The organism is Sphingopyxis sp. sgz302558, assembly GCF_057220455.1.
Window position 1 is genome coordinate 56,651 of the sequence record NZ_JBXPUZ010000001.1, and the last position, 21,275, is coordinate 77,925.

25 protein-coding genes are annotated in these 21,275 nt (G+C 63.9%); 10 read left to right on the forward strand and 15 right to left on the reverse strand.

The window, feature by feature from the left end:
* Window positions 1-8 precede the first annotated feature (8 nt).
* The 6 genes from AC2TC0_RS00295 to crtY all read right to left on the reverse strand — a co-directional run bounded on the left by AC2TC0_RS00295 (window position 9) and on the right by crtY (window position 5,382).
* Window positions 9-530, reverse strand: a complete 522-nt coding sequence (locus AC2TC0_RS00295; RefSeq protein ID WP_484715492.1) for an AAA family ATPase — start codon at window positions 528-530, stop codon at window positions 9-11.
* Window positions 527-1,078 (reverse strand): nicotinamide riboside transporter PnuC, encoded by a 552-nt coding sequence (gene pnuC, locus AC2TC0_RS00300; protein ID WP_484715493.1) that lies wholly within the window; start codon window positions 1,076-1,078, stop codon window positions 527-529. Before pnuC ends, AC2TC0_RS00295 begins: the two co-directional genes overlap by 4 nt.
* A complete protein-coding gene (locus tag AC2TC0_RS00305; protein ID WP_484715494.1) occupies window positions 1,075-2,022 on the reverse strand; it encodes a phytoene/squalene synthase family protein in 948 nt (315 codons plus the stop codon). The genes pnuC and AC2TC0_RS00305 overlap by 4 nt, the downstream gene beginning before the upstream one ends.
* A complete protein-coding gene (locus AC2TC0_RS00310; protein WP_484715495.1) occupies window positions 2,019-2,600 on the reverse strand; it encodes an LOG family protein in 582 nt (193 codons plus the stop codon). Before AC2TC0_RS00310 ends, AC2TC0_RS00305 begins: the two co-directional genes overlap by 4 nt.
* Window positions 2,601-2,746: 146 nt before the next feature.
* Window positions 2,747-4,228 (reverse strand): phytoene desaturase, encoded by a 1,482-nt coding sequence (locus AC2TC0_RS00315; RefSeq protein WP_484716445.1) that lies wholly within the window; start codon window positions 4,226-4,228, stop codon window positions 2,747-2,749.
* Entirely contained in the window at window positions 4,225-5,382 is a 1,158-nt protein-coding gene (gene crtY / locus AC2TC0_RS00320; RefSeq protein ID WP_484715496.1) for a lycopene beta-cyclase CrtY, read from the reverse strand. Before crtY ends, AC2TC0_RS00315 begins: the two co-directional genes overlap by 4 nt.
* Window positions 5,383-5,510: 128 nt before the next feature.
* On the opposite strand from crtY, the gene AC2TC0_RS00325 reads away from it, so the two are divergent.
* Window positions 5,511-6,062, forward strand: coding sequence for a GNAT family N-acetyltransferase (locus tag AC2TC0_RS00325; protein WP_484715497.1), 552 nt, complete (start codon window positions 5,511-5,513; stop codon window positions 6,060-6,062).
* Here the strand turns inward: AC2TC0_RS00325 and AC2TC0_RS00330 are convergent.
* Window positions 6,059-6,625, reverse strand: a complete 567-nt coding sequence (locus AC2TC0_RS00330; protein ID WP_484715498.1) for a fasciclin domain-containing protein — start codon at window positions 6,623-6,625, stop codon at window positions 6,059-6,061. The two genes, AC2TC0_RS00325 and AC2TC0_RS00330, sit on opposite strands and share 4 nt — an antisense overlap.
* A 153-nt stretch (window positions 6,626-6,778) precedes the next feature.
* On the opposite strand from AC2TC0_RS00330, the gene AC2TC0_RS00335 reads away from it, so the two are divergent.
* On the forward strand, window positions 6,779-7,531 hold the full coding sequence (locus tag AC2TC0_RS00335; protein WP_484715499.1) for a sterol desaturase family protein: 753 nt from the start codon (window positions 6,779-6,781) through the stop codon (window positions 7,529-7,531).
* Entirely contained in the window at window positions 7,476-7,886 is a 411-nt protein-coding gene (locus AC2TC0_RS00340) for a DUF2141 domain-containing protein (protein ID WP_484715500.1), read from the forward strand. The genes AC2TC0_RS00335 and AC2TC0_RS00340 overlap by 56 nt, the downstream gene beginning before the upstream one ends.
* A gap of 8 nt (window positions 7,887-7,894) precedes the next feature.
* On the opposite strand, the gene AC2TC0_RS00345 is transcribed toward AC2TC0_RS00340, so the two are convergent.
* Window positions 7,895-8,311: a VOC family protein gene (locus AC2TC0_RS00345; RefSeq protein ID WP_484715501.1), complete on the reverse strand. Its 417-nt coding sequence runs from the start codon at window positions 8,309-8,311 to the stop codon at window positions 7,895-7,897.
* A 157-nt stretch (window positions 8,312-8,468) separates the two neighbouring features.
* Between AC2TC0_RS00345 and lnt the strand changes: the two genes are divergently transcribed.
* The 4 genes from lnt to trmB are packed head-to-tail and all read left to right on the forward strand — an operon-like array spanning window position 8,469 to window position 13,489.
* On the forward strand, window positions 8,469-10,235 hold the full coding sequence (gene lnt / locus AC2TC0_RS00350) for an apolipoprotein N-acyltransferase (RefSeq protein WP_484715502.1): 1,767 nt from the start codon (window positions 8,469-8,471) through the stop codon (window positions 10,233-10,235).
* A 54-nt stretch (window positions 10,236-10,289) separates the two neighbouring features.
* Window positions 10,290-11,510 (forward strand): methionine adenosyltransferase, encoded by a 1,221-nt coding sequence (metK, locus tag AC2TC0_RS00355; protein ID WP_484715503.1) that lies wholly within the window; start codon window positions 10,290-10,292, stop codon window positions 11,508-11,510.
* Between the two features lie 43 nt (window positions 11,511-11,553).
* Complete coding sequence (locus AC2TC0_RS00360) at window positions 11,554-12,786, forward strand: DUF418 domain-containing protein (protein ID WP_484715504.1); 1,233 nt, start codon at window positions 11,554-11,556, stop codon at window positions 12,784-12,786.
* Window positions 12,773-13,489, forward strand: coding sequence for a tRNA (guanine(46)-N(7))-methyltransferase TrmB (gene trmB / locus AC2TC0_RS00365; protein ID WP_484715505.1), 717 nt, complete (start codon window positions 12,773-12,775; stop codon window positions 13,487-13,489). Before AC2TC0_RS00360 ends, trmB begins: the two co-directional genes overlap by 14 nt.
* Before the next feature lie 75 nt (window positions 13,490-13,564).
* Here trmB and AC2TC0_RS00370 read toward each other — a convergent pair whose 3' ends face one another.
* The gene (locus AC2TC0_RS00370) at window positions 13,565-13,900 is read right to left on the reverse strand and encodes a hypothetical protein (RefSeq protein WP_484715506.1); all 336 of its coding nucleotides are present in this window, start codon (window positions 13,898-13,900) and stop codon (window positions 13,565-13,567) included.
* A 101-nt stretch (window positions 13,901-14,001) separates the two neighbouring features.
* On the opposite strand from AC2TC0_RS00370, the gene AC2TC0_RS00375 reads away from it, so the two are divergent.
* A complete protein-coding gene (locus tag AC2TC0_RS00375) occupies window positions 14,002-14,928 on the forward strand; it encodes a LysR family transcriptional regulator (RefSeq protein ID WP_484715507.1) in 927 nt (308 codons plus the stop codon).
* Window positions 14,929-14,930: 2 nt separating this feature from the next.
* On the opposite strand, the gene AC2TC0_RS00380 is transcribed toward AC2TC0_RS00375, so the two are convergent.
* Window positions 14,931-15,482: a hypothetical protein gene (locus AC2TC0_RS00380; RefSeq protein WP_484715508.1), complete on the reverse strand. Its 552-nt coding sequence runs from the start codon at window positions 15,480-15,482 to the stop codon at window positions 14,931-14,933.
* A 183-nt stretch (window positions 15,483-15,665) separates the two neighbouring features.
* On the opposite strand from AC2TC0_RS00380, the gene AC2TC0_RS00385 reads away from it, so the two are divergent.
* Window positions 15,666-16,793, forward strand: a complete 1,128-nt coding sequence (locus AC2TC0_RS00385; protein ID WP_484715509.1) for a beta-ketoacyl-ACP synthase III — start codon at window positions 15,666-15,668, stop codon at window positions 16,791-16,793.
* A 116-nt stretch (window positions 16,794-16,909) separates the two neighbouring features.
* On the opposite strand, the gene AC2TC0_RS00390 is transcribed toward AC2TC0_RS00385, so the two are convergent.
* From AC2TC0_RS00390 to hisB, 5 genes are read right to left on the reverse strand one after another with little or no spacing between them, the layout of a single operon-like run.
* Complete coding sequence (locus AC2TC0_RS00390) at window positions 16,910-17,983, reverse strand: calcium:cation antiporter (RefSeq protein ID WP_484715510.1); 1,074 nt, start codon at window positions 17,981-17,983, stop codon at window positions 16,910-16,912.
* Window positions 17,984-18,018: 35 nt separating this feature from the next.
* Window positions 18,019-18,783: an imidazole glycerol phosphate synthase subunit HisF gene (gene hisF / locus AC2TC0_RS00395; protein WP_484715511.1), complete on the reverse strand. Its 765-nt coding sequence runs from the start codon at window positions 18,781-18,783 to the stop codon at window positions 18,019-18,021.
* Window positions 18,780-19,517: a 1-(5-phosphoribosyl)-5-[(5-phosphoribosylamino)methylideneamino]imidazole-4-carboxamide isomerase gene (gene hisA / locus AC2TC0_RS00400; protein WP_484715512.1), complete on the reverse strand. Its 738-nt coding sequence runs from the start codon at window positions 19,515-19,517 to the stop codon at window positions 18,780-18,782. The genes hisF and hisA overlap by 4 nt, the downstream gene beginning before the upstream one ends.
* Complete coding sequence (hisH, locus tag AC2TC0_RS00405; protein ID WP_484715513.1) at window positions 19,505-20,116, reverse strand: imidazole glycerol phosphate synthase subunit HisH; 612 nt, start codon at window positions 20,114-20,116, stop codon at window positions 19,505-19,507. Before hisH ends, hisA begins: the two co-directional genes overlap by 13 nt.
* Window positions 20,117-20,122: 6 nt before the next feature.
* Complete coding sequence (hisB, locus tag AC2TC0_RS00410) at window positions 20,123-20,710, reverse strand: imidazoleglycerol-phosphate dehydratase HisB (protein ID WP_484715514.1); 588 nt, start codon at window positions 20,708-20,710, stop codon at window positions 20,123-20,125.
* Window positions 20,711-20,785: 75 nt separating this feature from the next.
* Between hisB and AC2TC0_RS00415 the strand changes: the two genes are divergently transcribed.
* Window positions 20,786-21,262, forward strand: a complete 477-nt coding sequence (locus AC2TC0_RS00415) for an SspB family protein (protein WP_484715515.1) — start codon at window positions 20,786-20,788, stop codon at window positions 21,260-21,262.
* Window positions 21,263-21,275 lie beyond the last annotated feature (13 nt).

Here is a 21,275-nt window from a genome sequence, read left to right on the forward strand (position 1 = left end):
GCAGGGAGTTACGGTTCGAGGCCCGCCGCCCGAAGCGCAGCCAGCGCGTTATTCAGCCGCGCATCGCCATCGCCCGTCACCCACGCCCATGGCAGCGCGCGCTGCTCGAGCTCACCTACGGCGACATTCATGAACTGTAATCGCGCCAACTGGCTCCCGAATAGCCGCGTGCCGTCATCCTGCCATGGCAAATCCAGCGCGGGGACCAGATAAAAATCGGCGACCTCCTCCCAAAGATCAATTTCGGGCAGGCGCTCGCCCAGCAGCATGACTGCCCATGCCTGCGTCATCAGCGGGTCGGTATCTGAAATCAGCCATTTGGGCCGCTCCGCCAAGGCATTGCGCGTCGCGGCCACATGCCCGCGAAAAATCGCCAGCAAATCATTGCGTGACAGGTCGACGCCATGCACTTCGCAATAGGTGCGGCCATATTCGGGCAAATAGGTCCCGCCAAGCCGGGCCGCCAGCTTCGGCCCCAGCGTCGATTTTCCGGTGCTTTCGGCCCCGTGCAGGCAGATATGCATCGTCATTGCGCCGCCCGCCGCCACTGCATCAACCCCGCCGCCGCAACCACCAGCAACACCGCATAGACCGCTGCCGTGATATAGAGCCCGCGCGAAGCAAACAGAGGCACCGCAATCGCATCGACCGCGATCCACAGCCACCAGCTTTCCACTCGCCGCCGTGCGAGCAGCCACTGCGCCGCGACGCTGATGATCGCCACTGCCCCGTCGGCAAAGGGGGCAGCGGCATCGGTCCAGCGCGCCATGCCGCTGCTCCATGCAAGCCAGCACAGCATTATCGCCACCGCCCAGACCAGCCGATCGCGCGGTGCCATCCAGCCAACCGGCACGCCGCTATCACCCTGCGCGCGGCGCCAATTGGCCCAGCCATAGACATTGAGAGCCAGGAAAAACCCTTGCAATATCATATCACTATAGAGTTTTTGGCCAAAAAATATGACCGCATAGACGCTCACCGCAGCAATACCGAACGGGTAATTCCACAGGCTCCGCCGCGCGACCAGCATGACATTGGTCAACACCAATGCCGCGGCAATCCACTCGATCAGACTCACGCCGATGCCCCGCCCCGCGGACGCTGCCACAGGGCGGTGCTACGCGGCCGGTCAACCGTGCGCACTGTCACTGCTGCCACCAAGGCGCGCGCGACATGCTCCAACTTCTGCCGCCGCGTGGTGAAAACCCGCGCATCCCAGGCATGGCTCCCGCGTGCCCGTACCTCGCGCGCGATATCACCATAAATGCCCGCTGCCGCCAGTACCGCCCAGCGCGCGCGCCATGGCAGGGCGCGGGCACCGACGCGTGCGCTCGCCTCATAGGCCTCGGCCATTTCGGCGAGCCACTTGCCCGCCTGCGCAAGACGTGGGCGGAACGCCGGGTGCATTACCTGCCCGGGCGGGATATCCAGCTCGGTCAGCCAATCGTCGGGCAGATAGCAGCGCCCTGCCGCTGCATCCTCGCTGATGTCGCGGGCAATATTGGCGAGCTGGAAAGCGAGGCCTAGATCGCACGCGCGGTCGAGCACATCCTCGTCATCGGGCGCAATGCCCATCACCACCGCCATCATGCACCCGACCGCCCCCGCGACGTGGTAGCAATATTGGAGGAGGTCATTCTCGCTGCGCGGATGCCAATCGGCGGCGTCGAGCGCGAAGCCTGCGATGACATCATCGGCAAAACGGTGCGGGATGGCGACCTCGCTGAGCAGCTGCGCCAGCCCGTCGAACGAAGCATCGCCGGTCGCCCGCCCGGCATAGGCCGCTGCGGTCTTCTCGCGTATTTCAGCCAGCCTTGCCGCCGGATCGGCAACCACCGCCATCGCTCCGCCATGGTCCTGCCCGTCGGCAAGGTCATCGCTCGCGCGGCACCAGCCATAAAGCAACCACACCCGCTCGCGCGTCGTCCGGTCAAACAGCTGCGAGGCCATGGCAAAACTCTTCGACCCGCGCGCAATGCTGGCGCGGGCATGGGCCACCAGTGCGGCCCTATCGAAACTCACAAATCATCCGCTTTCATCGCAAAAATGGGCGCGTGCGGCTCATAGGCCGCCATCTTGGCGAGCAACCCATCAAGCGCTTCATCGACAATCATAATCCCCGCATGCGCCGCGCGGATGAACCCAACATCAATCATATGCCGGTTGAATGCGATCAACTGGTCGTAAAATCCGGCTGCATTCAGAACGCCCACCGGCTTGGCATGATAGCCCAGCTGCGCCCAGCTGATCGCCTCCCACAGCTCATCCATCGTGCCGACGCCGCCGGGGATGGTGACAAAGCCGTCGGACAGGTCCGTGAATAACCGCTTGCGCTCGTGCATGCCCGCGACCACGTGCAGCTCGGTGCAACCGCGGTGCGCAACCTCGCTCCCGACCAGCGCCTCGGGGATCACCCCGATCACCTCGCCGCCCGCCGCGAGCGCGCTGTCGGCGACCGCCCCCATCAGCCCTAGCCGCCCGCCACCATAAACAACGCCAATTCCCCGCTCTGCGAGGGCCCGGCCGACCGCGCGCGCGGTGTCAATGTAAACAGGATCAGCGGGCGTGGCCGAACCACAATAAACTGCGAGGCGTTTCATGGCGCCCCTTTGCCGCCCAAGCTGCGTGAAGTCGAGATGCGAATGGCGGTGGACCACCCAAACCATCGTCGTCCGGGACTTGATCCGGGACAACGGCCCGCGGCTTGTTGTCCCGGATCAAGTCCGGGACGACGACAAACCTGGCATCAAACGCCCTCCAACATCAACTTGGCCGTCGCCTTCGCGCTCCCCACCACGCCCGGAATGCCCGCGCCCGGATGCGTGCCTGCGCCGACGAAATAGAGATTGTCGATCACATCGTCGCGGTTGTGCGCGCGGAAATAGGCCGATTGCCACAGCACCGGCTCCAGGCTGAACGCGCTGCCCAGATGCGCATTCAAATCGCGCCCGAAATCGGCGGGGGTATAATGGAACCGCGTCGCCATATTCGCGCGCAGACCCGGGACCATCCGCCGTTCCAGCTCGTCGATGATCGCATCGGCAAATTGCTCGCCAAAGGCACCGTCCCAATCAACCTTGGCCTTGCCCATGTGCGCGACCGGTGCAAGCACATAAAAGGTGGAATAGCCCTCCGGAGCCAGCGACTTATCGGTCGCGCTGGGATGGTGGAGGTAAAGCGAGAAATCATCGGCCACCACGCCATTCTTATAGATATCGTCCAGCAGTCCCTTGTACCTCGGGCCAAAGATGATGCTGTGGTGTGCGACATCGGGATAGTCGCCCTTCACCCCCATGTGCAGCACGAACAGCGACGGCGACCAGCGTTTGCGTGCTAGCCCCTTCGCTGCTTTGGTCCCGCGCGGGTGGCCTTTCAGCAGCGCGGCATAATTGTGCATCATGTCGCCGTTCGATGCGACCATGTCGGCACGCCCGTGCCAGCCGCTTGCGGTTTTCACCCCCGTCGCCTTATCGCCGCTCGTCGTGATTTCGGTCACCGGATCATCGAGCCGGATGGTCCCGCCCAGCCGCTCGAACAGCGCCACCATCCCTGCCACCAGCCGGTTGGTCCCGCCGCGCGCAAACCACACGCCGCCGTCCTTTTCGATGGTGTGGATCAGCGCATAAATGGCGCTGGTATTCATGGGATTCCCACCGACAAGCAGCGTGTGAAACGACAAAGCCTCGCGCAACTTCTCGTTTTTCACATAGCTCGACACGATCGAATAAACGCTGCGCCAAGCCTGATATTTCATCAGTGCGGGCGCGGCCTTCAGCATCGAGGCGAAATCCAGAAACGCTGCCGAGCCAAGCTTGATATAGCCTTCCTCATAAACGCCCTTCGAATAATCGAGGAAGCGCTCGTACCCCGCGACATCATCGGGGTTGAGCTTGGCAATTTCCTTGGCGAGCGCGGCCTCGTCGTTCGAATAATCGAAATTTGTGCCGTCTGGCCAGTTGAGCCGGTAAAATGGCATCACCGGGTCTAGCGTCACATCGGCGGCCATGTCGCTGCCCGACAGCTCCCACAGCTCTTTCAGGCACGGCGGATCGGTCACCACCGTCGGCCCGGCGTCGAAGCGAAAGCCCTGCCGGTCCCAATAATAAGCGCGCCCGCCGGGCTTGTCGCGCGCCTCGACAATCGTCGTGGCCACCCCCGCCGATTGCAGGCGGATGGCCAATGCCAGCCCCCCAAAGCCCGACCCGATCACAATCGCGCTGCGCTTCACAGCCATTCCATACCCCTGACCAAATTGACCGCGCGCCAGAACGGCACCGGAGGTTTGCCGGACAAGATGCGCAGCTTGTCGGCCGTCGTGGATTTCCCGGCATAAAATCGCTCAATCAACCGGGGACGCAAGCGGTAGAAACGCTGCAAGATGCGATAGCGTTCCGCCGGTTCCCCCGCGCGGAACAACATAGTGTCGAGCATGCGATAGAAACGCTGCCGCCGCCACGCCTCGACCGCAAAAGCGCGCAGCTGCTGCGGCAGGTCAGGCACATCGATATTCTCGACAAGAAAGGCAGCAAAACGCACCGCATCGGGCAGCGAATAACCGGTGGTTGCTTGGAACACGCCCGCGCGCACGCCGATGCGGGCAATGCCATCGTCAGCAGGCCACAGCTGTTCGAAATCGCCCCCCATGACGACCGGCAATGCGCCCATTTCCTCGCCATCAATCGCGGTTACTTGCCAACCCTTGGCTGCCGCATAATCGCCAATGCGCAGGCGCAACCGCGGCGGGTCCACTTCGCGCGTGTCGGCGTAATAGGTGTCCTCGACAAACACCGTCTCGGCATCAAAGGGCAGGCAATAGACAAAGCGATAGCCATCCAATTGGTCCACCGTCGCATCCATCACAATCGGGCGCGCCAGCCCGTGCCCGCCCGCGACCGTCAATCGCTGGCCCAAAAATTTCTGCCAGCCGCAGTCGAGCATCGAAAAATCGCCACTGCCGCGCGCGTCAAGCACATGGCGCGCGGCAAAGCTGCGTTGGTCGGCCAGCACCAGCCGGTCGGGCTCCAGCGCCGCGGCCTTGACCCCTATGATCCGCCCCTCCGCCAGCGCCGCGCGCACGGCAGCGTTCAGCGCCGTACCGCTGGTGCTGTTATAGCCGGTTTTCAGCGTGCGCCGGTGCGCGGGAAAAATAATGTCATAATCGTCCCAGTGATGCGCTTCGAGCGGCTCCAATATCCAGCGATGTTCGGGCGCAATATCGCTGTCGAACCACGACCAGACATGATTGCCGCCAATGTTCCCGCTTTCGATCAGCCGCACGTCCAGGTCGGGCCTCTGCCGCGCCAGCGCCAGCGCCGCGAGTCCCCCCGCCAGCCCGCCGCCGACGATGGCAATGTCACAGCGGAGATCGGCAGGTGCATTCATCGCCACGCGCCCTACGATGTTGCTGGCCCCAGGGAAAGCGGATTGCGCGCCCTTCCACCTTATCGTCGTCCCGGACTTGATCCGGGACAACAAGCGGCAGGGGCTTGTTATGCTGAAACAAGTTCAGCATGACGAAATATGTGATTGTCCGCCCCGCCACCCCTGCTGATGCCCAAGCCATCGCCGCCATCTATGCGCACCATGTCGCGCACGGCACGGCGAGCTATGACACCGAAGCGCGCACCGTCGACGCAACCGTACGGCTGGTTAGCGACCATTTCCAACGCGGCTGGCCCTTCCTTGTCGCCGTGAACGATGGAGCCGTGGCAGGCTATGCCTACGCCAGCCAGTTCCGCCCGCGCGCTGCCTATGCCTGGGCGTGCGAGGATAGCGTCTATATCCACCCCGACTATCAGGGGCAGGGCGTCGGCAAAGCGCTGCTGATCGCGCTGGTTGATGCCGCTGAAGCAGCAGGTTTCCGTACCATGGTCGCTGTCATCGGCGGGGCCGAGCCTGCCTCGGTCGCGCTCCATGGGGCATGCGGCTTTGCCCATGCCGGCCGTCTCGCCGGTATGGGCTGGAAGCACGGCCGCTGGCTCGACACCATCTATATGCAGCGCACACTGGGCGACGGCACGAACAGCCCGCCCGGCCCCATGCCGGGCGGGCAAAAGGCTTAGGACGGCATCACCACCGTATCGATGGCGTGGATCACGCCATTGGCGGCGAGCACATCGGCTACCACCACGCGCGATTTGCCGCCCTTTGCGTCGGTCAGGACGACCGCATCGCCCTCCATGCTGGCGGTCAGCGTACCGCCCGCCAGCGTCTTCAGCTTGGCGCTGCCGCCGCCTGCCGCAATTTGCTCAGCCAGCTTGGCCGACGTCACCTCGCCTGCGACAACATGATAGGTCAGCACGCCCGTCAGCGCCGCCTTGTTTTCCGGCTTGACCAACGTGTCGACTGTCCCGGCGGGCAGCTTGGCAAAGGCATCGTTGGTCGGCGCGAACACCGTAATCGGGCCGGGGGCTGACAGCGGCGCGACCAGATCTGCAGCTTTCACCGCAGTGACCAGCGTTGAAAAGGCCGCGTTGGCGACAGCAATGTCGACGATGTTGGCTGCCGGGCGCGGCTTTGCGGCAGCTGCGGGGACTGCCTGATAATGGGCCGACGCGCCGCTAGCGGCGATCAGAGCCGTGCCAAAGGCGAGCGGAAGCGCCCGCAAAGTCAGGGCTTTACGCATAACAAATCTCCTGATGTCGGCGTCCGGGGGATGGTGGACGCCCCTAACCAACGGCGGCGCCGTGTGGACGTTCCAGCATTCATCGCGGCCCGACCACGGCCCATCGTGCAATGCCGCTTGGCAGCGGCAAAGCGAACGGGCTAAGCACGCGCCATGGACAGTCTGTTCCTCTCTGCACTTGCCATGACCCTCATCGTCGGGGTCCGCTATCTCGTGACCAGCGGCGCGTTCGCGTGGATTACCGCGCGGCTGCGCCCGGGCCTTTATGCCGGGCTCGACCGGCAAATCCGCCGCGAGGTTGGCTGGAGCTTGGCGAGCGCCGCCATTTACGGCGTGCCCGCCGGTATCGTCGCCTGGGGCTGGCAGCAGCATGGCTGGACGCGGATATACACCGACGTAGCCGATTATCCGCTGTGGTGGTTGCCGGTCAGTTTGCTCTTATACCTCTTCCTGCACGACAGCTGGTTTTACTGGACGCACCGTTGGATGCACCGCCCGCGCTGGTTCCGCATCGCCCACGCCGTCCACCATGAAAGCCGCCCGCCCACCGCCTGGGCGGCAATGAGCTTTCACCCTATAGAGGCGGTGACAGGCGCGATTGTCATCCCGGCCTTGGTGTTTCTTGTGCCAATCTATGCCCCTATGCTGGGGCTAGTCTTGACGATCATGACCGTGATGGGCATCGCCAACCATATGGGGTGGGAAATGTTTCCGAAATGGCTGGTTCACGGGCCGTTAGGGAAATGGTTGATAACCGCAACGCATCATGAAAAACATCACTCAGCCTATCGGGGGAATTATGGGCTATATTTCAGGGTCTGGGACAAAATCTGCGGCACGGATATCGGCCTTGGCAGCTTCGGCGCTGGTGCTGGGCGGCGCGAGCCTTCCGGCGGTGTCGGTTGATGTCAGCCTGACCAACCTGCGCAGCACCAAAGGGCAGGTGCTTGTCTGCCTCACCGCCAATCCCAAGCAATTTCCCGATTGCACCGATGACAAAAAAGCGGTGCGCATGGCGGTCGACGGCGACCATGCAGCGCGCTTCAGCATCGCCGCCCCCGGTCCCGGCACCTATGCCATCGCGCTGGTGCACGACGAAAACGCCAACAACAAAATGGACATGCGCCTGTTCCTGCCGCGCGAAGGCTTTGGCTTTTCACGCAATCCCGCCATCGGCATGGGTGCGCCGAAATTCAGTTCTGCGAGCTTCAAGGTCACCGGCGAGACCGCACAGACCATCAAGATGAAATATATGCTCTGACCTGACCTTTAGGTCGCAAACAGCATTGCATCATCGGCAAACGCTTTGAACTCCAGCGCATTGCCCGCCGGATCGCGGACAAACATCGTCTTCTGTTCGCCCGCCTCGCCCGCGAAGCGCGTGTAAGGCGCAATTCCGAATTCGACTCCTGCATCTTCGAAACGCGCCGCCAGCGCATCGAAATCATCCATCGTCAGCACCAGCCCGAAATGCGGCACCGGTACATTATGCCCGTCCACCGGATTGCTGCCCGCATCACTGCTGCGCGCCACCAGATGGGTAACAATCTGGTGGCCGAAAAAATCAAAATCGACCCAACGGTCCGACGACCGCCCCTCGGCACAGCCAATGATCCGCCCATAAAAATCGCGCGCGGCGGAGAGGTCATCGACGGGGAAGGCGAGGTGAAATGGGCGGAGCGGCATGTAACGGCGTTTATCTCGTCCCTCCCCCTTCGTCTATCACTCTCCCTCTCGTCGTCCCGGACTTGATCCGGGACAACAAGCCACAGTCCGCTCGTTGTCCCGGATCAAGTCCGGGACGACGAAATATCTGGGCTTGGGCTTGCCCTCCGACCCCGCTATGCCCGCGCCCGTGAAGGACGCCCTCTCCCGCATCGCCCGCCAGACCATCGCGCTTGCCCGCACATGGCCCAAAACCACCGCCCTCCTCCTCGGCCTTGCCTCGGCGAGCGGCTTCGCCCCGCTGGGCCTGTGGCCCGTCACGCTGATCGCGCTCGCGCTGCTCATCCTGCAAATCGCCGAAGCGCCGACCCAGCGCCGCGCCTTCACCCTCGGCTGGGCCTTCGGCGTCGGACACTTCACCCTTGGCCTCAACTGGATCGCGACCGCCTTCACCTATCAGGCGGCCATGCCCGCCTGGCTGGGATGGATCGCGGTGCTGCTGCTGGCGCTGTACCTGGCGGTCTATCCAGCGCTGGCGACATGGGGGGCGTGGGTGGTTACGCACAAGCCCCTCCCCTTCAGGGGAGGGGAGGAGTCGCGAAGCGGCGGAGGGGTGGGGCGTGTCACCCCCGCAATGCCCCAGACCGACAATCCCCACCCCAACCCCTCCCCTGAAGGGGAGGGGCTAATACTCCCCCTCACCCTCGCCTTCGCCGCGACATGGATCGTCACCGAATGGCTGCGCAGCTGGGTCTTCACGGGCTTTGCGTGGAATCCACTCAGCGCGATCAGTCCCGATGGGGCACCATTAGTCGGAAAAGGAGGGATCGAATACCTCGGCACTTATGGCGTGAGCGGGCTTTGGATCTTGTATATCGCGCTTTTTTTGGCTTTCCTGCCAGCGGTTAGAAAACTTGCGAACCGAAGCGCCGAGAATCATTTTGGAGGTAATCGCGCCTCTTTAGTTGGATGCTGGTGGATTTTGGCGGCCATCTTCCTGATCCCACTATTCGCCATAGTCGATGAGAATTGGAGCAGGCCAACTGCAAGCCAACGCTCGACCCCCATAACCGTCGTCCAACCCAATGTCGGCCAACAGGACAAATGGGTCGGCGAAAAGGCCGACACCAATTTCGCCAAACTCGCCCGCCTGACCACACCGCGTACCGACGAACCGCGCCTCATCCTGTGGCCCGAGGCGGCGATCCCCGACTATCTCGAAACCGGCTACCCCTTTGTCTATTACGACCGCTCTCCCGCCGCCGCACGCGCGCGCATCACCGACCTCATGAACCCCAACGACATCATGCTGCTCGGCGCGCTCAAGCTGGAACTCGACAAAACGGGCGAGGTTGTCGGCGCGCGCAATGCGGTGATGACCATCGACGCCACCGGCCGCCTCGGCCCGCGCTACGACAAGGCACACCTCGTCCCCTACGGCGAATACCTCCCCATGCGCCCGGTCCTGTCGGCCATCGGCCTGTCGCGCCTCGCCCCCGGCGATCTGGATTTCTGGCCCGGCCCCGGCCCCCGCACCATCGACCTTGGCCGGTTCGGCAAGGTCGGCGTCCAGGTCTGCTATGAAATCATCTTCTCGGGTCAAGTGGTCGACCGCGCCAATCGCCCGGCCTTCATTTTCAACCCGTCGAACGATGCCTGGTTCGGCAGTTGGGGCCCGCCGCAGCACCTCGCCCAAGCCCGGCTGCGCGCAATCGAGGAGGGCCTGCCCGTCATCCGCGCCACCCCCACAGGCATCAGCGCGGTCATCGACGCCGATGGGCGCATCCGCGAATCGCTCCCCATGGGCGTCGCGGGCCGCATCGACACGCGTCTGCCGCCGCCGCACGAGCCCACGCTCTTCGCGCGCTACGGCAATATATTGCCGCTGCTTTTCGCGGGCCTGCTGCTCGCCTTCGCCATTGCATCGGGCCGCGCGCGGCGCTAACGGGGCGCGGACATAAACATTTCTTTATATCCCTTTCCGCTAGAGACACTTCCCATGCGCAACAGCTTCCTCTTCACCTCCGAATCCGTGTCCGAGGGCCACCCCGACAAGGTCGCCGACCAGATTTCGGACAGCATCGTCGATCTGTTCCTGTCGAAAGACCCCGAGGCACGCGTCGCCTGCGAAACGCTGACGACGACGCAGCTGGTCGTGCTGGCAGGCGAAATCCGCGGCAAAGGTATCATGGACGAGGATGGCAATTGGGCTCCCGGCGTTCCTGAAGAGGTCGAAGCCACCGTCCGCCGCACCGTGCGCGAAATCGGTTACGAGCAGGATGGCTTCCACTGGGAAAGCTTCCGCTTCGAAAACAACCTCCACCCGCAGTCCGCCCACATCGCGCAGGGTGTCGATGCCAGTGAGACGAAGGACGAGGGCGCGGGCGATCAGGGTATCATGTTCGGCTATGCGTCCGACGAAACCCCCGACCTGATGCCGGCGACGCTCGATTACAGCCACAAGATCCTCGAGCGCATGGCGCGCGATCGCAAATCGGGCGCGGCCCCCTTCCTCGAACCCGACGCCAAGAGCCAGGTAACTTTGCGCTACGCCAACGAGCGCCCGGTTGAGGCAACCGCGATTGTTGTCTCCACCCAGCACGCCAAAGATTATTATTGGCACAATGGTGCGGGCGACGAGGCGAAATATGCCCAGCTGCGCGACTATGTGAAGGGCGTCATCGCCGACGTCCTGCCCGCCGAATTGCTCACCGACAACACCGTCTATCACATCAACCCGACCGGCTGCTTCGAGATCGGCGGGCCCGATGGCGACGCGGGCCTGACGGGGCGCAAGATTATCGTCGATACCTATGGCGGCGCTTCGCCCCACGGCGGCGGCGCATTTTCGGGCAAAGACCCGACCAAGGTCGACCGCTCGGCGGCCTATATCACCCGCTATCTTGCCAAGAATATCGTCGCCGCGGGTCTCGCGCGCCGCTGCACCATCCAATTGAGCTACGCGATTGGTGTGGCCGAGCCGCTGTCGGTCTATGTCGACCTGCATGGCACCGGCACGGTGGACGAAGGCGCGCTCGAGGCCGTGCTGCCGACGCTTGTCCGCCTCACCCCGCGCGGCATCCGCACCCACCTCGGTCTCAACAAGCCCATCTATCGCCAGACCGCCGCCTATGGCCATTTCGGGCGGCAAGCGGCGGGCGATGCCTTCCCATGGGAGCGTACCGATTTGGTCGATAAGCTGAAGGCCGCGCTCGCCTGAAGGCGGCTTGCCCGCTTCGCGGAGGGTGTTTAGCGCTACACGCGTGACCACCCAGCCGAACCCTGCTGCACGCATAGCCGAAATCGACGCCGTGCGCGGCATCGCGGTGATGGGCATTGCGCTGATGAACGTCTTCGCCTTTGCCATGCCCGGCGCCGCCTATTTCAACCCGCTCGCCTATGGTGGTACCGACCCTGCCAGCATGGGCGTGTGGACCGCCAGTTTCCTGTTGGTGGAAGACAAATTTCGCGGCTTGTTTGCGATGCTGTTCGGGGCCAGCGCGCTCCTGTTGCTCGGCGGTCGTCCGGTTTCCCGCCACTATTCCCGCATGGGCTGGCTGTTCTTGTTCGGGCTGGCCCACGCCATCCTGCTCGCCAGCAATGACATACTACGCCTCTATGCCCTGTGCGGTTTGCTGTTGCCGCTCTTTGCCGGGCTGTCCGTGCAGCGGTTGTGGCAGGTGGCTGCGCTGTTCATGGTGCTGCACCTGCTCGTTGGCGGTGCCCTGTTTGCGCGCTGGACGGCGGAGGTGCTGTCCTTCACCGGGCAAACTGCGGTGACCGGCGCGCTTGCCTATATCGAGCGGCTGTTCGGCGCAGTGCCCGACATGGTCGAGCGCCAGCGCGCGCTGATGACCGGACCCTATGCAAATGTCATCGCCTGGCGCCTGACCAACTGGTCGGGGCCGCTGCTCACCGCGCTAGCCTTCATGCCGATAACGCTGGCGCAAATCCTGACCGGCATGGCGCTTTATCGCAGCGGCTTTTTCACCGGCGGATGGAGCGCAGCGCGGCTGCGGCGCTGCGCGGCATGGGGCGCGCTCATCGGCTTGCCGGCCCTCGCCGCACTCGCTGGCTGGGCCTTTGCCAAAGATTTTGCCTCGGTGATTGTAGCTGGCAACGCGCTGGTGTGGTCCGCGCCCTTCGACCTGGCGCTCAGCCTGGCGCTGGCCGCGCTCGCCATGGTGTGGCTGCCCCGCGCGGCTGGGAGCTGGCTTGCCCTGCGACTGACCGCCGCCGGGCGCATGGCGCTGACCAACTATCTGGCCACCAGCATCATCTTTGCGCTGACCTTCTACAGCTTCGGCCTTGGTCTGTGGGGCGAGATGGGACGTATCACCGTTTATGCCGTCGCGCTGGTTCCAATGCTGGCGATGTTGCTGTGGTCGCGCCCGTGGTTGCTGCGCCATCGCTATGGCCCCGCCGAATGGCTCTGGCGATCGCTGGTTGAATGGCGCGCGGTTCCGTTGCAGGGCAGCGCCGATGACCGCACATAAATCTGGCGACCCCACGACCATCAACCGCCTTTATGGCCGGTCCAAGGGCAAGCCGCTGCGCGCGGGGCAGGCCGATCTGGTCGACCGCCTGCTGCCGCAAATCGCGGTGCCCGTCGATGGTCCGGTTACTGCCGAGCGCCTGTTCGGCTTTGACCGCCCGCTGCATTTCGAGATTGGCTTTGGCGGCGGCGAGCACATGGCGGGGCGCGCCGACTTGCTGCCTGATCATGGCTTTATCGGAGCCGAGCCCTTCATCAACGGTGTCGCGCAGGCACTGGTTCATGTTGCGGGCGACCATGGCACAAAGCCGCCACTCGCCAATGTCCGCATCCATCATGGCGACGCGCTGGAGGTGCTGCGGCGTATCCCCGACGGGACGCTCAGCTTTGTCTATCTGCTCCATCCTGACCCTTGGCCCAAGGCACGCCACGCCAAGCGGCGGATGATGAACCCCGGCCCGGTGCGGATGATCGCCGACAAGCTCAAGCCCGGCGGTGAGTTTCGCTTCGGCACTGACCACCCCACATATGTGGCCCATGCGTTGATGGTGATGCGCGGCTTCCGCGACCAATTCGAATGGCTTTGCGAAGGCCCGCAGGATTTTCTGACCCGTCCCGGCGGCTGGCCCGAAACGCGCTACGAGGCCAAGGCGCGCAACGTCTATGGCCATGAGGTTTGGTACTTCAGATATCGTCGCCGGTGACAGGCACGAAAAAGGGGCGGCACTCTTGCGAGTCCCGCCCCAGATCTTCAGCCGGGAGTGGCTGGGATGGATGGCTTAGCGCTGGGCCAGCATCGCGTCGGTCTGTTCGGCGACGCCGGTGATCTTCAGCGCGGCGCGGAACTGCTTGGCAGCGGCGCGCTCGTTACCGGCTTCGCACAGCTTGACGCCGGTGGCGATCAGGCGGTTGGCGTCGCCCTGCTTCTTCGCATCGGCGCCTTGGGCGGCGGTGCGGGCCTGATCAACCAGGCCGGTGCAGCGGTAATCGGTCGAGCTCATGGCCTGCGCCGGGCTGGCGCTTGCCATCAGGCCGGCGAAGGAGAGGGTTGCCGCGGCGACGAGAGCGAAAGCCGACGACAGGTGAGCGGCGGGGGAGAGGGGAGAGCGGTTCATTTTATGTCCTTCCATTTCGTTGCCACAGAATTCAGTTGCTGTGTGCAACTCATATACGCAGACTTGTGCGCCGCAACAATGGTGTATAATCTGAACAGGCCATGAAGCAGGATTTAACAATCCCCCAGGGAACTCTGGACGGTATCGAAGCGTTCCTGCGGGTCGCGGCGCGCAAAAGCTTCTCCGCTGCCGCCGCCGATCTCGGCGTTTCCCCCTCTGCCATTAGTCAGACAATCAAGGCGCTCGAGGCACGGGTGGGCGCGCCGCTGTTCATGCGCACCACGCGCAGCGTCAGCCTGACCCAAGCGGGCGAAATGTTCCATGCGCGCGCTGCACCCGCCTATGCCGGGCTGACCGATGCCTATGAAGCCGCGCGCAATCTGGGCGGCCGCGCGGCGGGGCGGCTGCGTATCAACCTGATGCGCGGCGCGATCCAGCCGCTGTTTGCACCGATCCTGGCAGGCTTCATCGATGAATATCCCGATATCGAGCTGGAAATCTTTGCCGATGACGCTCTGTCGGATTTGACTGCCGGGGGGTTCGACGCCGGCGTGCGCATGGGCGAAATGCTGGAAGCCGACATGATCGCCGTGCGCCTGTCAGGCCCGTTCCGCTTCGTGATCGCGGGCACGCCTGACTATTTCGCTCGCTTCGGCAAGCCGCAGTCCATCGCCGAACTGGCGCAGCATCGCTGCATCCGCCTACGCCTTGCCAGCAGCGGAATGATGCCCTGGACCTTTCAAGTCGGCAACCGCGAAGAGGAAGTGCAGATCAGCGGGCCTGTGATCGTCAATGACTTTGCTGCCATGATGATGGCGATGCGCACCGGAGTCGCGCTGGGCATGATCGCCGAACCCATCATCAAGCACGAACTTGCCGAAGGCACACTCGAACTCGCACTTGACCAATTTGCCGCCAGCAGCGCGGGCCTGTTCCTCTATTATCCCAGCCGCAAACAGGTGATGCCCAAGCTGCGCGCGCTGATCGACTACGCCCGCGACCATCTTCCCCCGGATCTGCGCAGCTAAGCTCAATTCGCCGGTTTGGTCGCGTCGATCTTTTCCACCCATTCGGGATAGAAGTTGGGTTCGCGCGATGACCAGCCGGGTGCCGTCGCCGCCGCCTCGCTGATCGACTGCAACAATCCGCGACGGCGCTCGGGATGCAGATGCGGCAACGCTGCCGCCGCACAAAAGGCTCCCGGCAGCCATGGACGCGCTGCTGCACCCAGCAGCCGTTCATAGAGGAAACGATAGGCATTGAAACTGGTCAGCCGATCCTGCCCCAGATCGAAAGCCGAGACGGACACCAACGGCGCCATGAACGCCTCCAGCGCGTCGAGGCCGCTGTCGTCGGGGATGGTGGCGCGAAGGTCGGGCAACCGGGCATAGATACGCGCCTGCACGCGGATTGCGGTTTCTTCAACCATGTCGCGCGACCAGCGCGCGATGGCGTCGTCGCGCTCCAGCCCGATGTCGAGCGAGCGGCGAATATAGCGCTGCGTCGCCGCCGGAAAGCTGGCGAATTCCTTCATCTCGGCGATGGCCAAGTCGCCCGTCTGTGGCCCGGACCGCGATGCCATGCACGTGGCTCCCGCTGGCAGCCCCGCATGGACGATCCCTGCGGATGCATACCTTTGTTCGCTTGTTGCCACCATCGTGGTTACAGCCAGGTTAACCCTCGCGGCAGCCAGCGTTCAGCATTGCGTCCCCTGCGCCACGCTCCTAAACAGCCCGCCAAACAAACCGACCGTCGCAGGACCAACATGACTTTCACCCACCAGCCGGTCATTTCAGCCACCGGCCTGTTCACGCCGCCCGATATCATCACCAACGAAGAGTTGGTCGCCAGTTTCAACGCTTATGTCGACCGCTACAACGCCGAGCATCCGGGCGCCGATCAGCTGACCCACAGCTCGGTCGAGTTCATTGAAAAGGCGAGCGGGATCAAGGCGCGGCACGTCATCGACAAGCGCGCCATTGTCAATCCAGCGATCATGGAACCGCGCTATCCCGAGCGCGACGATGACCAGATTTCGTTGATGGCGGAAAGCGGCGTTGCCGCATGCCGCGATGCGCTCGCGCGGGCGAACCGTGATGTCGCCGACGTCGATGCGGTCCTGTGCGCGGCATCCAACATGCAGCGCGCCTATCCCGCGATGGCAGTCGAAATCCAACACGAACTGGGCATGGAGCGCGGCTTTGCTTTTGACATGAATGTCGCCTGCTCCTCGGCAACCTTTGGTATCCAGACAGCCGCGGACTATATTCGCAGCGGCAATGCGCGTAGCGTGCTGGTGGTAAACCCCGAAATTACTTCGGGCCACCTTAACTGGCGTGACCGCGACAGCCATTTTATCTTCGGTGACGTTGCCACCGCCGTCCTTGTCGAGGCCAAGGACATGGCCCCCGCTGGCCATTGGGACATATTGGGCACGCGCCTCAAAACCCAATTCAGCAACAATATCCGCAACAACTTCGGCTTCCTCAACCGCGCCGAAGGCAAAGGCCCTGTCGACCAGAGCGGTCCCAAAACCGACAAATTGTTCGTCCAGGAAGGGCGCAAAGTGTTCAAGGAAGTGGTTCCGATGGTCGCGGAGATGATCATTGATCACGCCGCTGCCCTCGACCTCGATCCTGCGGCGCTGCGCCGGTTGTGGCTGCATCAGGCCAATCAAGGCATGAACCGCCTGATCGCGCAGCGTGTGCTGGGCCATGAAGCCAATGAAGATGAAAGTCCGACCGTGCTCGACACCTACGCCAACACCTCCAGCGCCGGCTCGATTATCGCCTTCCACAAGCATAGCGCCGACCTCAAGTCCGGCGATACCGGCCTCATCTGCTCTTTCGGCGCAGGCTATAGCGCGGGCAGCGTGTTTGTGCGGAAGGTTTAGCGCCAAGCCCCGACTTCTCGTCGTCCTGAACTTGCTTCAGGACAACAAGCCAACCGTCGTGCGTTGTCCTGAAACAAGTGCAGGACGACGAAGGCAGAGGTGAGCGCCCCTCGATCCTAAGGCACGAAGGTCGTAAACAGATAAATCGCAAACAGCATCAGGTGAATGACGCCCTGCAACACCGTGGTTCGCCCGTTTGCCAGCGTCTGCGACGCCACTATTAACGACAGAAACAACAGCACCGACGATTTGCGGTCAAGCCCTAGCACAATCGGCATGCCCGTAATGACCGACAGCACCGCCACCGCCGGGATAGTCAGGCCAATACTCGCCAGCGCCGACCCCAAAGCCAGATTGAGGCTGGTTTGGAGCCGGTTGGCGCGCGCCGCGCGGACTGCGGCCAGGCTCTCCGGGGCGAGGATCAGCGCCGCGATGATTATCCCCAGCACCGCTGCTGGCGCGCCGGCTGCTTCCAGCGCGTCGCCAATAACGGGCGACAGGGTCTTGGCCAGCAGCACCACTGCCACCAGACAGGCAACGAGCAGCCCGAGCGACAGCCAGCTGCGCCGCGCCGTCGGCGGCTCGGCATGAACTTCGGCTTCGTCCTCGTCATCGCCGTCGGGCAAAAAATAATCGCGGTGGCGCACCGTCTGCACCAGCGCGAAGGTGGCATAGAGGATCAGCGAGACCCCACCGACGAAGGCGAGCTGTGTTTCCGAATAGCGCGGCCCCGGCGCGCTCGAGGTGAAATTGGGCAGCACCAGCGTCACCACCGTCAGCACCGTCAGCGTCGCTAGCGCCGCGCCGATCCCCGTGCGCTGAAAGCGCTGCTCGTGGTGGCGGATCGCGCCGACCAGCAAGCACAGCCCCATCAGCAGGTTGATAATCACCATGACGGCGGCAAACACCGTGTCGCGCGCCAGCGTCTCGGTATCCTGGGGGTCCGCCTGCATGAGCGCCATGATCAACCCGACCTCGATGATAGTCACCGCCAGCGCCAGGATCAGCGTGCCGAAGGGCTCACCCACCCGGTGCGCGACAACTTCGGCGTGATGCACCGCGCCCAGCACCATGACGATCAACGCGGCGGCGGCGAGCAACGCGGGCAGCCCCGCTGACAATGCCAGCAGCGCCAGCACCAACCCGACGATCGGCGCAATGTCAGAGGCACGGGCGCGCAAAATCTGCATGAACCGCAGCCTATCGCACCTGCCGCTTGCCTTAGCTAGTGCGAACGCACCGCCAGTCCTGCTGCGGCCAGCGCCACATGCGCGTCGGCAACCGTCGCCTCCCCAAAATGAAAGATGCTGGCGGCCAGCACCGCGCTTGCCCCGCCGCGCGTCACGCCGTCGACCAAATGACCAAGATTGCCTACCCCGCCGCTGGCAATCACTGGCACCGTCACCGCATCGGCAATCGCGCGGATCAGCGCCAGATCATAGCCGTCCTTCGTCCCGTCGCGGTCCATGCTGGTGACCAGCAGCTCGCCGGCGCCCAACTCGGCCAAACGGACGGCATGGGCGAGCGCATCGACGCCCGTCGCTTGCCGCCCGCCATGCGTGAAAATCTCCCACCGCCCCGGAACAACGGCGCGGGCGTCGATGCTGCCCACTGCGCACTGGCTTCCGAAGCGGTCGGCGATGTCAGCGACCAGCTCGGGCCGTGCCACCGCCGCCGAATTGACCGCGACCTTGTCGGCCCCGGCGAGCAGCAGCGCGCGCGCGTCATCGGCACTGCGCACGCCGCCGCCGACGGTCAGCGGCATGAAACATACCTCCGCCGTGCGCGCGACCATATCCAGCAAGGTCCCGCGACCTTCATGGCTCGCCGAAATGTCGAGGAAGCACAGCTCGTCGGCCCCCGCGGCATCATAGGCGCGCGCGGCCTCGACCGGATCGCCGGCGTCGCGCAAATTGACGAAGTTAACGCCCTTCACCACGCGCCCGTCGGCGACGTCAAGGCAGGGTATGACGCGAACGCGGACGGTCATGCGCCGCGCCCCGCCGCGATCGCCTCGGCCAAATCCAGCCGCCCGTCATAAAGCGCGCGGCCGGTGATTACGCCTGCAATACCCTCGGCCACATGCGGCCGCAACGCGTGGACGTCACCTATGTCGGCCACGCCGCCGCTGGCAATCACCGGGATATCGACTGCGCGGGCCAGCGCGACCGTGGCAGCAACATTGCACCCTTTCAGCAGCCCGTCGCGCCCGACGTCGGTGAACAGCAGCGCCGCCACTCCCGCGTCCTCGAACCGCCGCGCCAGATCTTCGACGCGCACATCGGACACATCGGCCCAGCCCTCGGTCGCCACCATCCCATCGCGCGCGTCGACGCCGACGATAATCCGGCCCGGAAGTTCACGCGCAGCCGCGCGAACGAACTCGGGGTCCTTCAGCGCCGCGGTGCCGATAATCACCCGCTCGACGCCCAGCCCGAGCCAGTGGTCGACTTGCGCGCGCCTTCTGATGCCGCCACCGACTTGCACCTTGCCCGGAAAGGCGGCGATTATGCTTTCCACTGCACCGCCATTCACGCTTTCGCCCGCGAACGCGCCGTCCAGATCAACGACATGCAGCCACTCCGCCCCGGCAGCGGCAAAGACGCGCGCCTGGGCGGCAGGATCGTCACCATAGATGGTCGCGCGGTCCATATCGCCCTCGGCCAGTCGCACGACTTGGCCGGCCTTGAGGTCGATGGCCGGGAAAATCGTCAGGGCCGCCATGCAAGAAACCTTTCGAGCATTGCGATGCCATAGCGCTGGCTTTTTTCGGGGTGGAATTGCACGCCCAGGATATTGTCCCGCGCGACCGCCGCCACCACCGGCCCGCCATGATGTGTCCCCGCCGCGATATCCGTCGGGTCGCTGGCGCGAAATTGATAGCCGTGGAGGAAATAGGCCTCGCCCTGTTCCAGCACGGGGTGCTCGGCCATCGGCACGACATCGTTCCAACCCATGTGCGGCACGCGCAGACCGGCGGCCGGTGCAATCGCTTCGACCCAGCCGCCGATCCAGCCAAGCCCCGGTGTCACGCCATGCTCGCGGCCCTCGTCGGCCAGCAATTGCATGCCGACGCAAATTCCAAGGAAAGGCGCGCCATCACCGCGCACCCGCGCCTCCAGCGCCGCCACCATCCCGTCGATGGCGGTCAGCCCCGCCATGCACGCGGCAAAGGCCCCGACGCCGGGCAGCACAATCCGATCGGCACGCGCCACCGCATCGGGGTCAGCCGTCACGGCAACATCGCCCGCCCCCGCCGCCTTCAGCGCATTGGCGACCGAGCGCAGATTGCCCGCGCCATAATCGATCAGCGCCAGCGTCATGGCCGCTTACAGCACCCCCTTGGTGCTGGGGATGGCATCGCCCTTGCGCGGGTCAATCGCGACCGCCTGCCGCAAAGCCCGCGCCAGCGCCTTGAACCCGCTTTCGGCGATATGGTGGTTGTTTTCGCCATACAGCGTCTCGAGGTGCAGCGTGATGCCGGCCGTTTGCGCGAAACTGGCGTACCAGTGCGAGAACAGCTCGGTGTCCATCTCGCCCAGGCGCGGCTGTGAAAAGCCCGATTTCCACACGCAATAGGGCCGCCCTGAAATATCGAGCGCGACGCGCGTCAGCGTTTCGTCCATCGGTGCATGCGCCTCGCCATAGCGGGCGATGCCGCGCTTATCGCCCAGCGCCTTGGCCAGCGCCTCACCCAGCGCCAGCGCGCTGTCCTCCACCGTATGATGCTGGTCGACGTGCAGATCGCCCTTCACGGTCAACGCAATGTCGATCAGCGAGTGGCGCGACAATTGTTCGATCATATGGTCGAGGAATCCAATGCCGGTCGACACGGCATATTCGCCGGTGCCGTCGAGGTTGACGGTCACGGCGATTGCGGTTTCCTTGGTATCGCGGCTGATGGTGGCGGTGCGCATGCGCGCCTTTATGCGCCGCACCCGCCGCTAGGCAAGGGGCTTGACCCGCCACCGCCGCCCGTTAATCCAGCGGGCATGGCCGAAGATGTTCAAGACAGCCTGATTCCCTATGACGAGATCGTGCAGGAAGCGCTGCGCGCGGTCGTCGGCCGCGTGCTATCACAGATAGAGGACGGCGGCCTGCCCGGCGGGCATCATTTCTATATCACCTTCAAAACGCAGGCGCCCGGCGTCACTATACCCGCGCATCTGATTGAAAAATTTCCCGACGAAATGACCATCGTGCTCCAGAACCGTTTCTGGGACCTGGTCGTCGGCGACGATGGCTTTTCGGTGAAGCTGTCGTTCAACCAGGTCGCGTCACAACTCGACATTCCCTATTCGGCGATCACCGCCTTCGTCGATCCTTCGGTCGATTTCGGGCTGCAATTCCACGTCGCCGACACGGGCTTCGCCCCCGAACCGCACGAAGCGGCGGAAAATGACGCCCCGCCAGTGGGCGCGGACGATGGCTCCAACGTGGTCACGGTGGATTTCGGCAAGAAACGGTGAGATTCTTTCACCC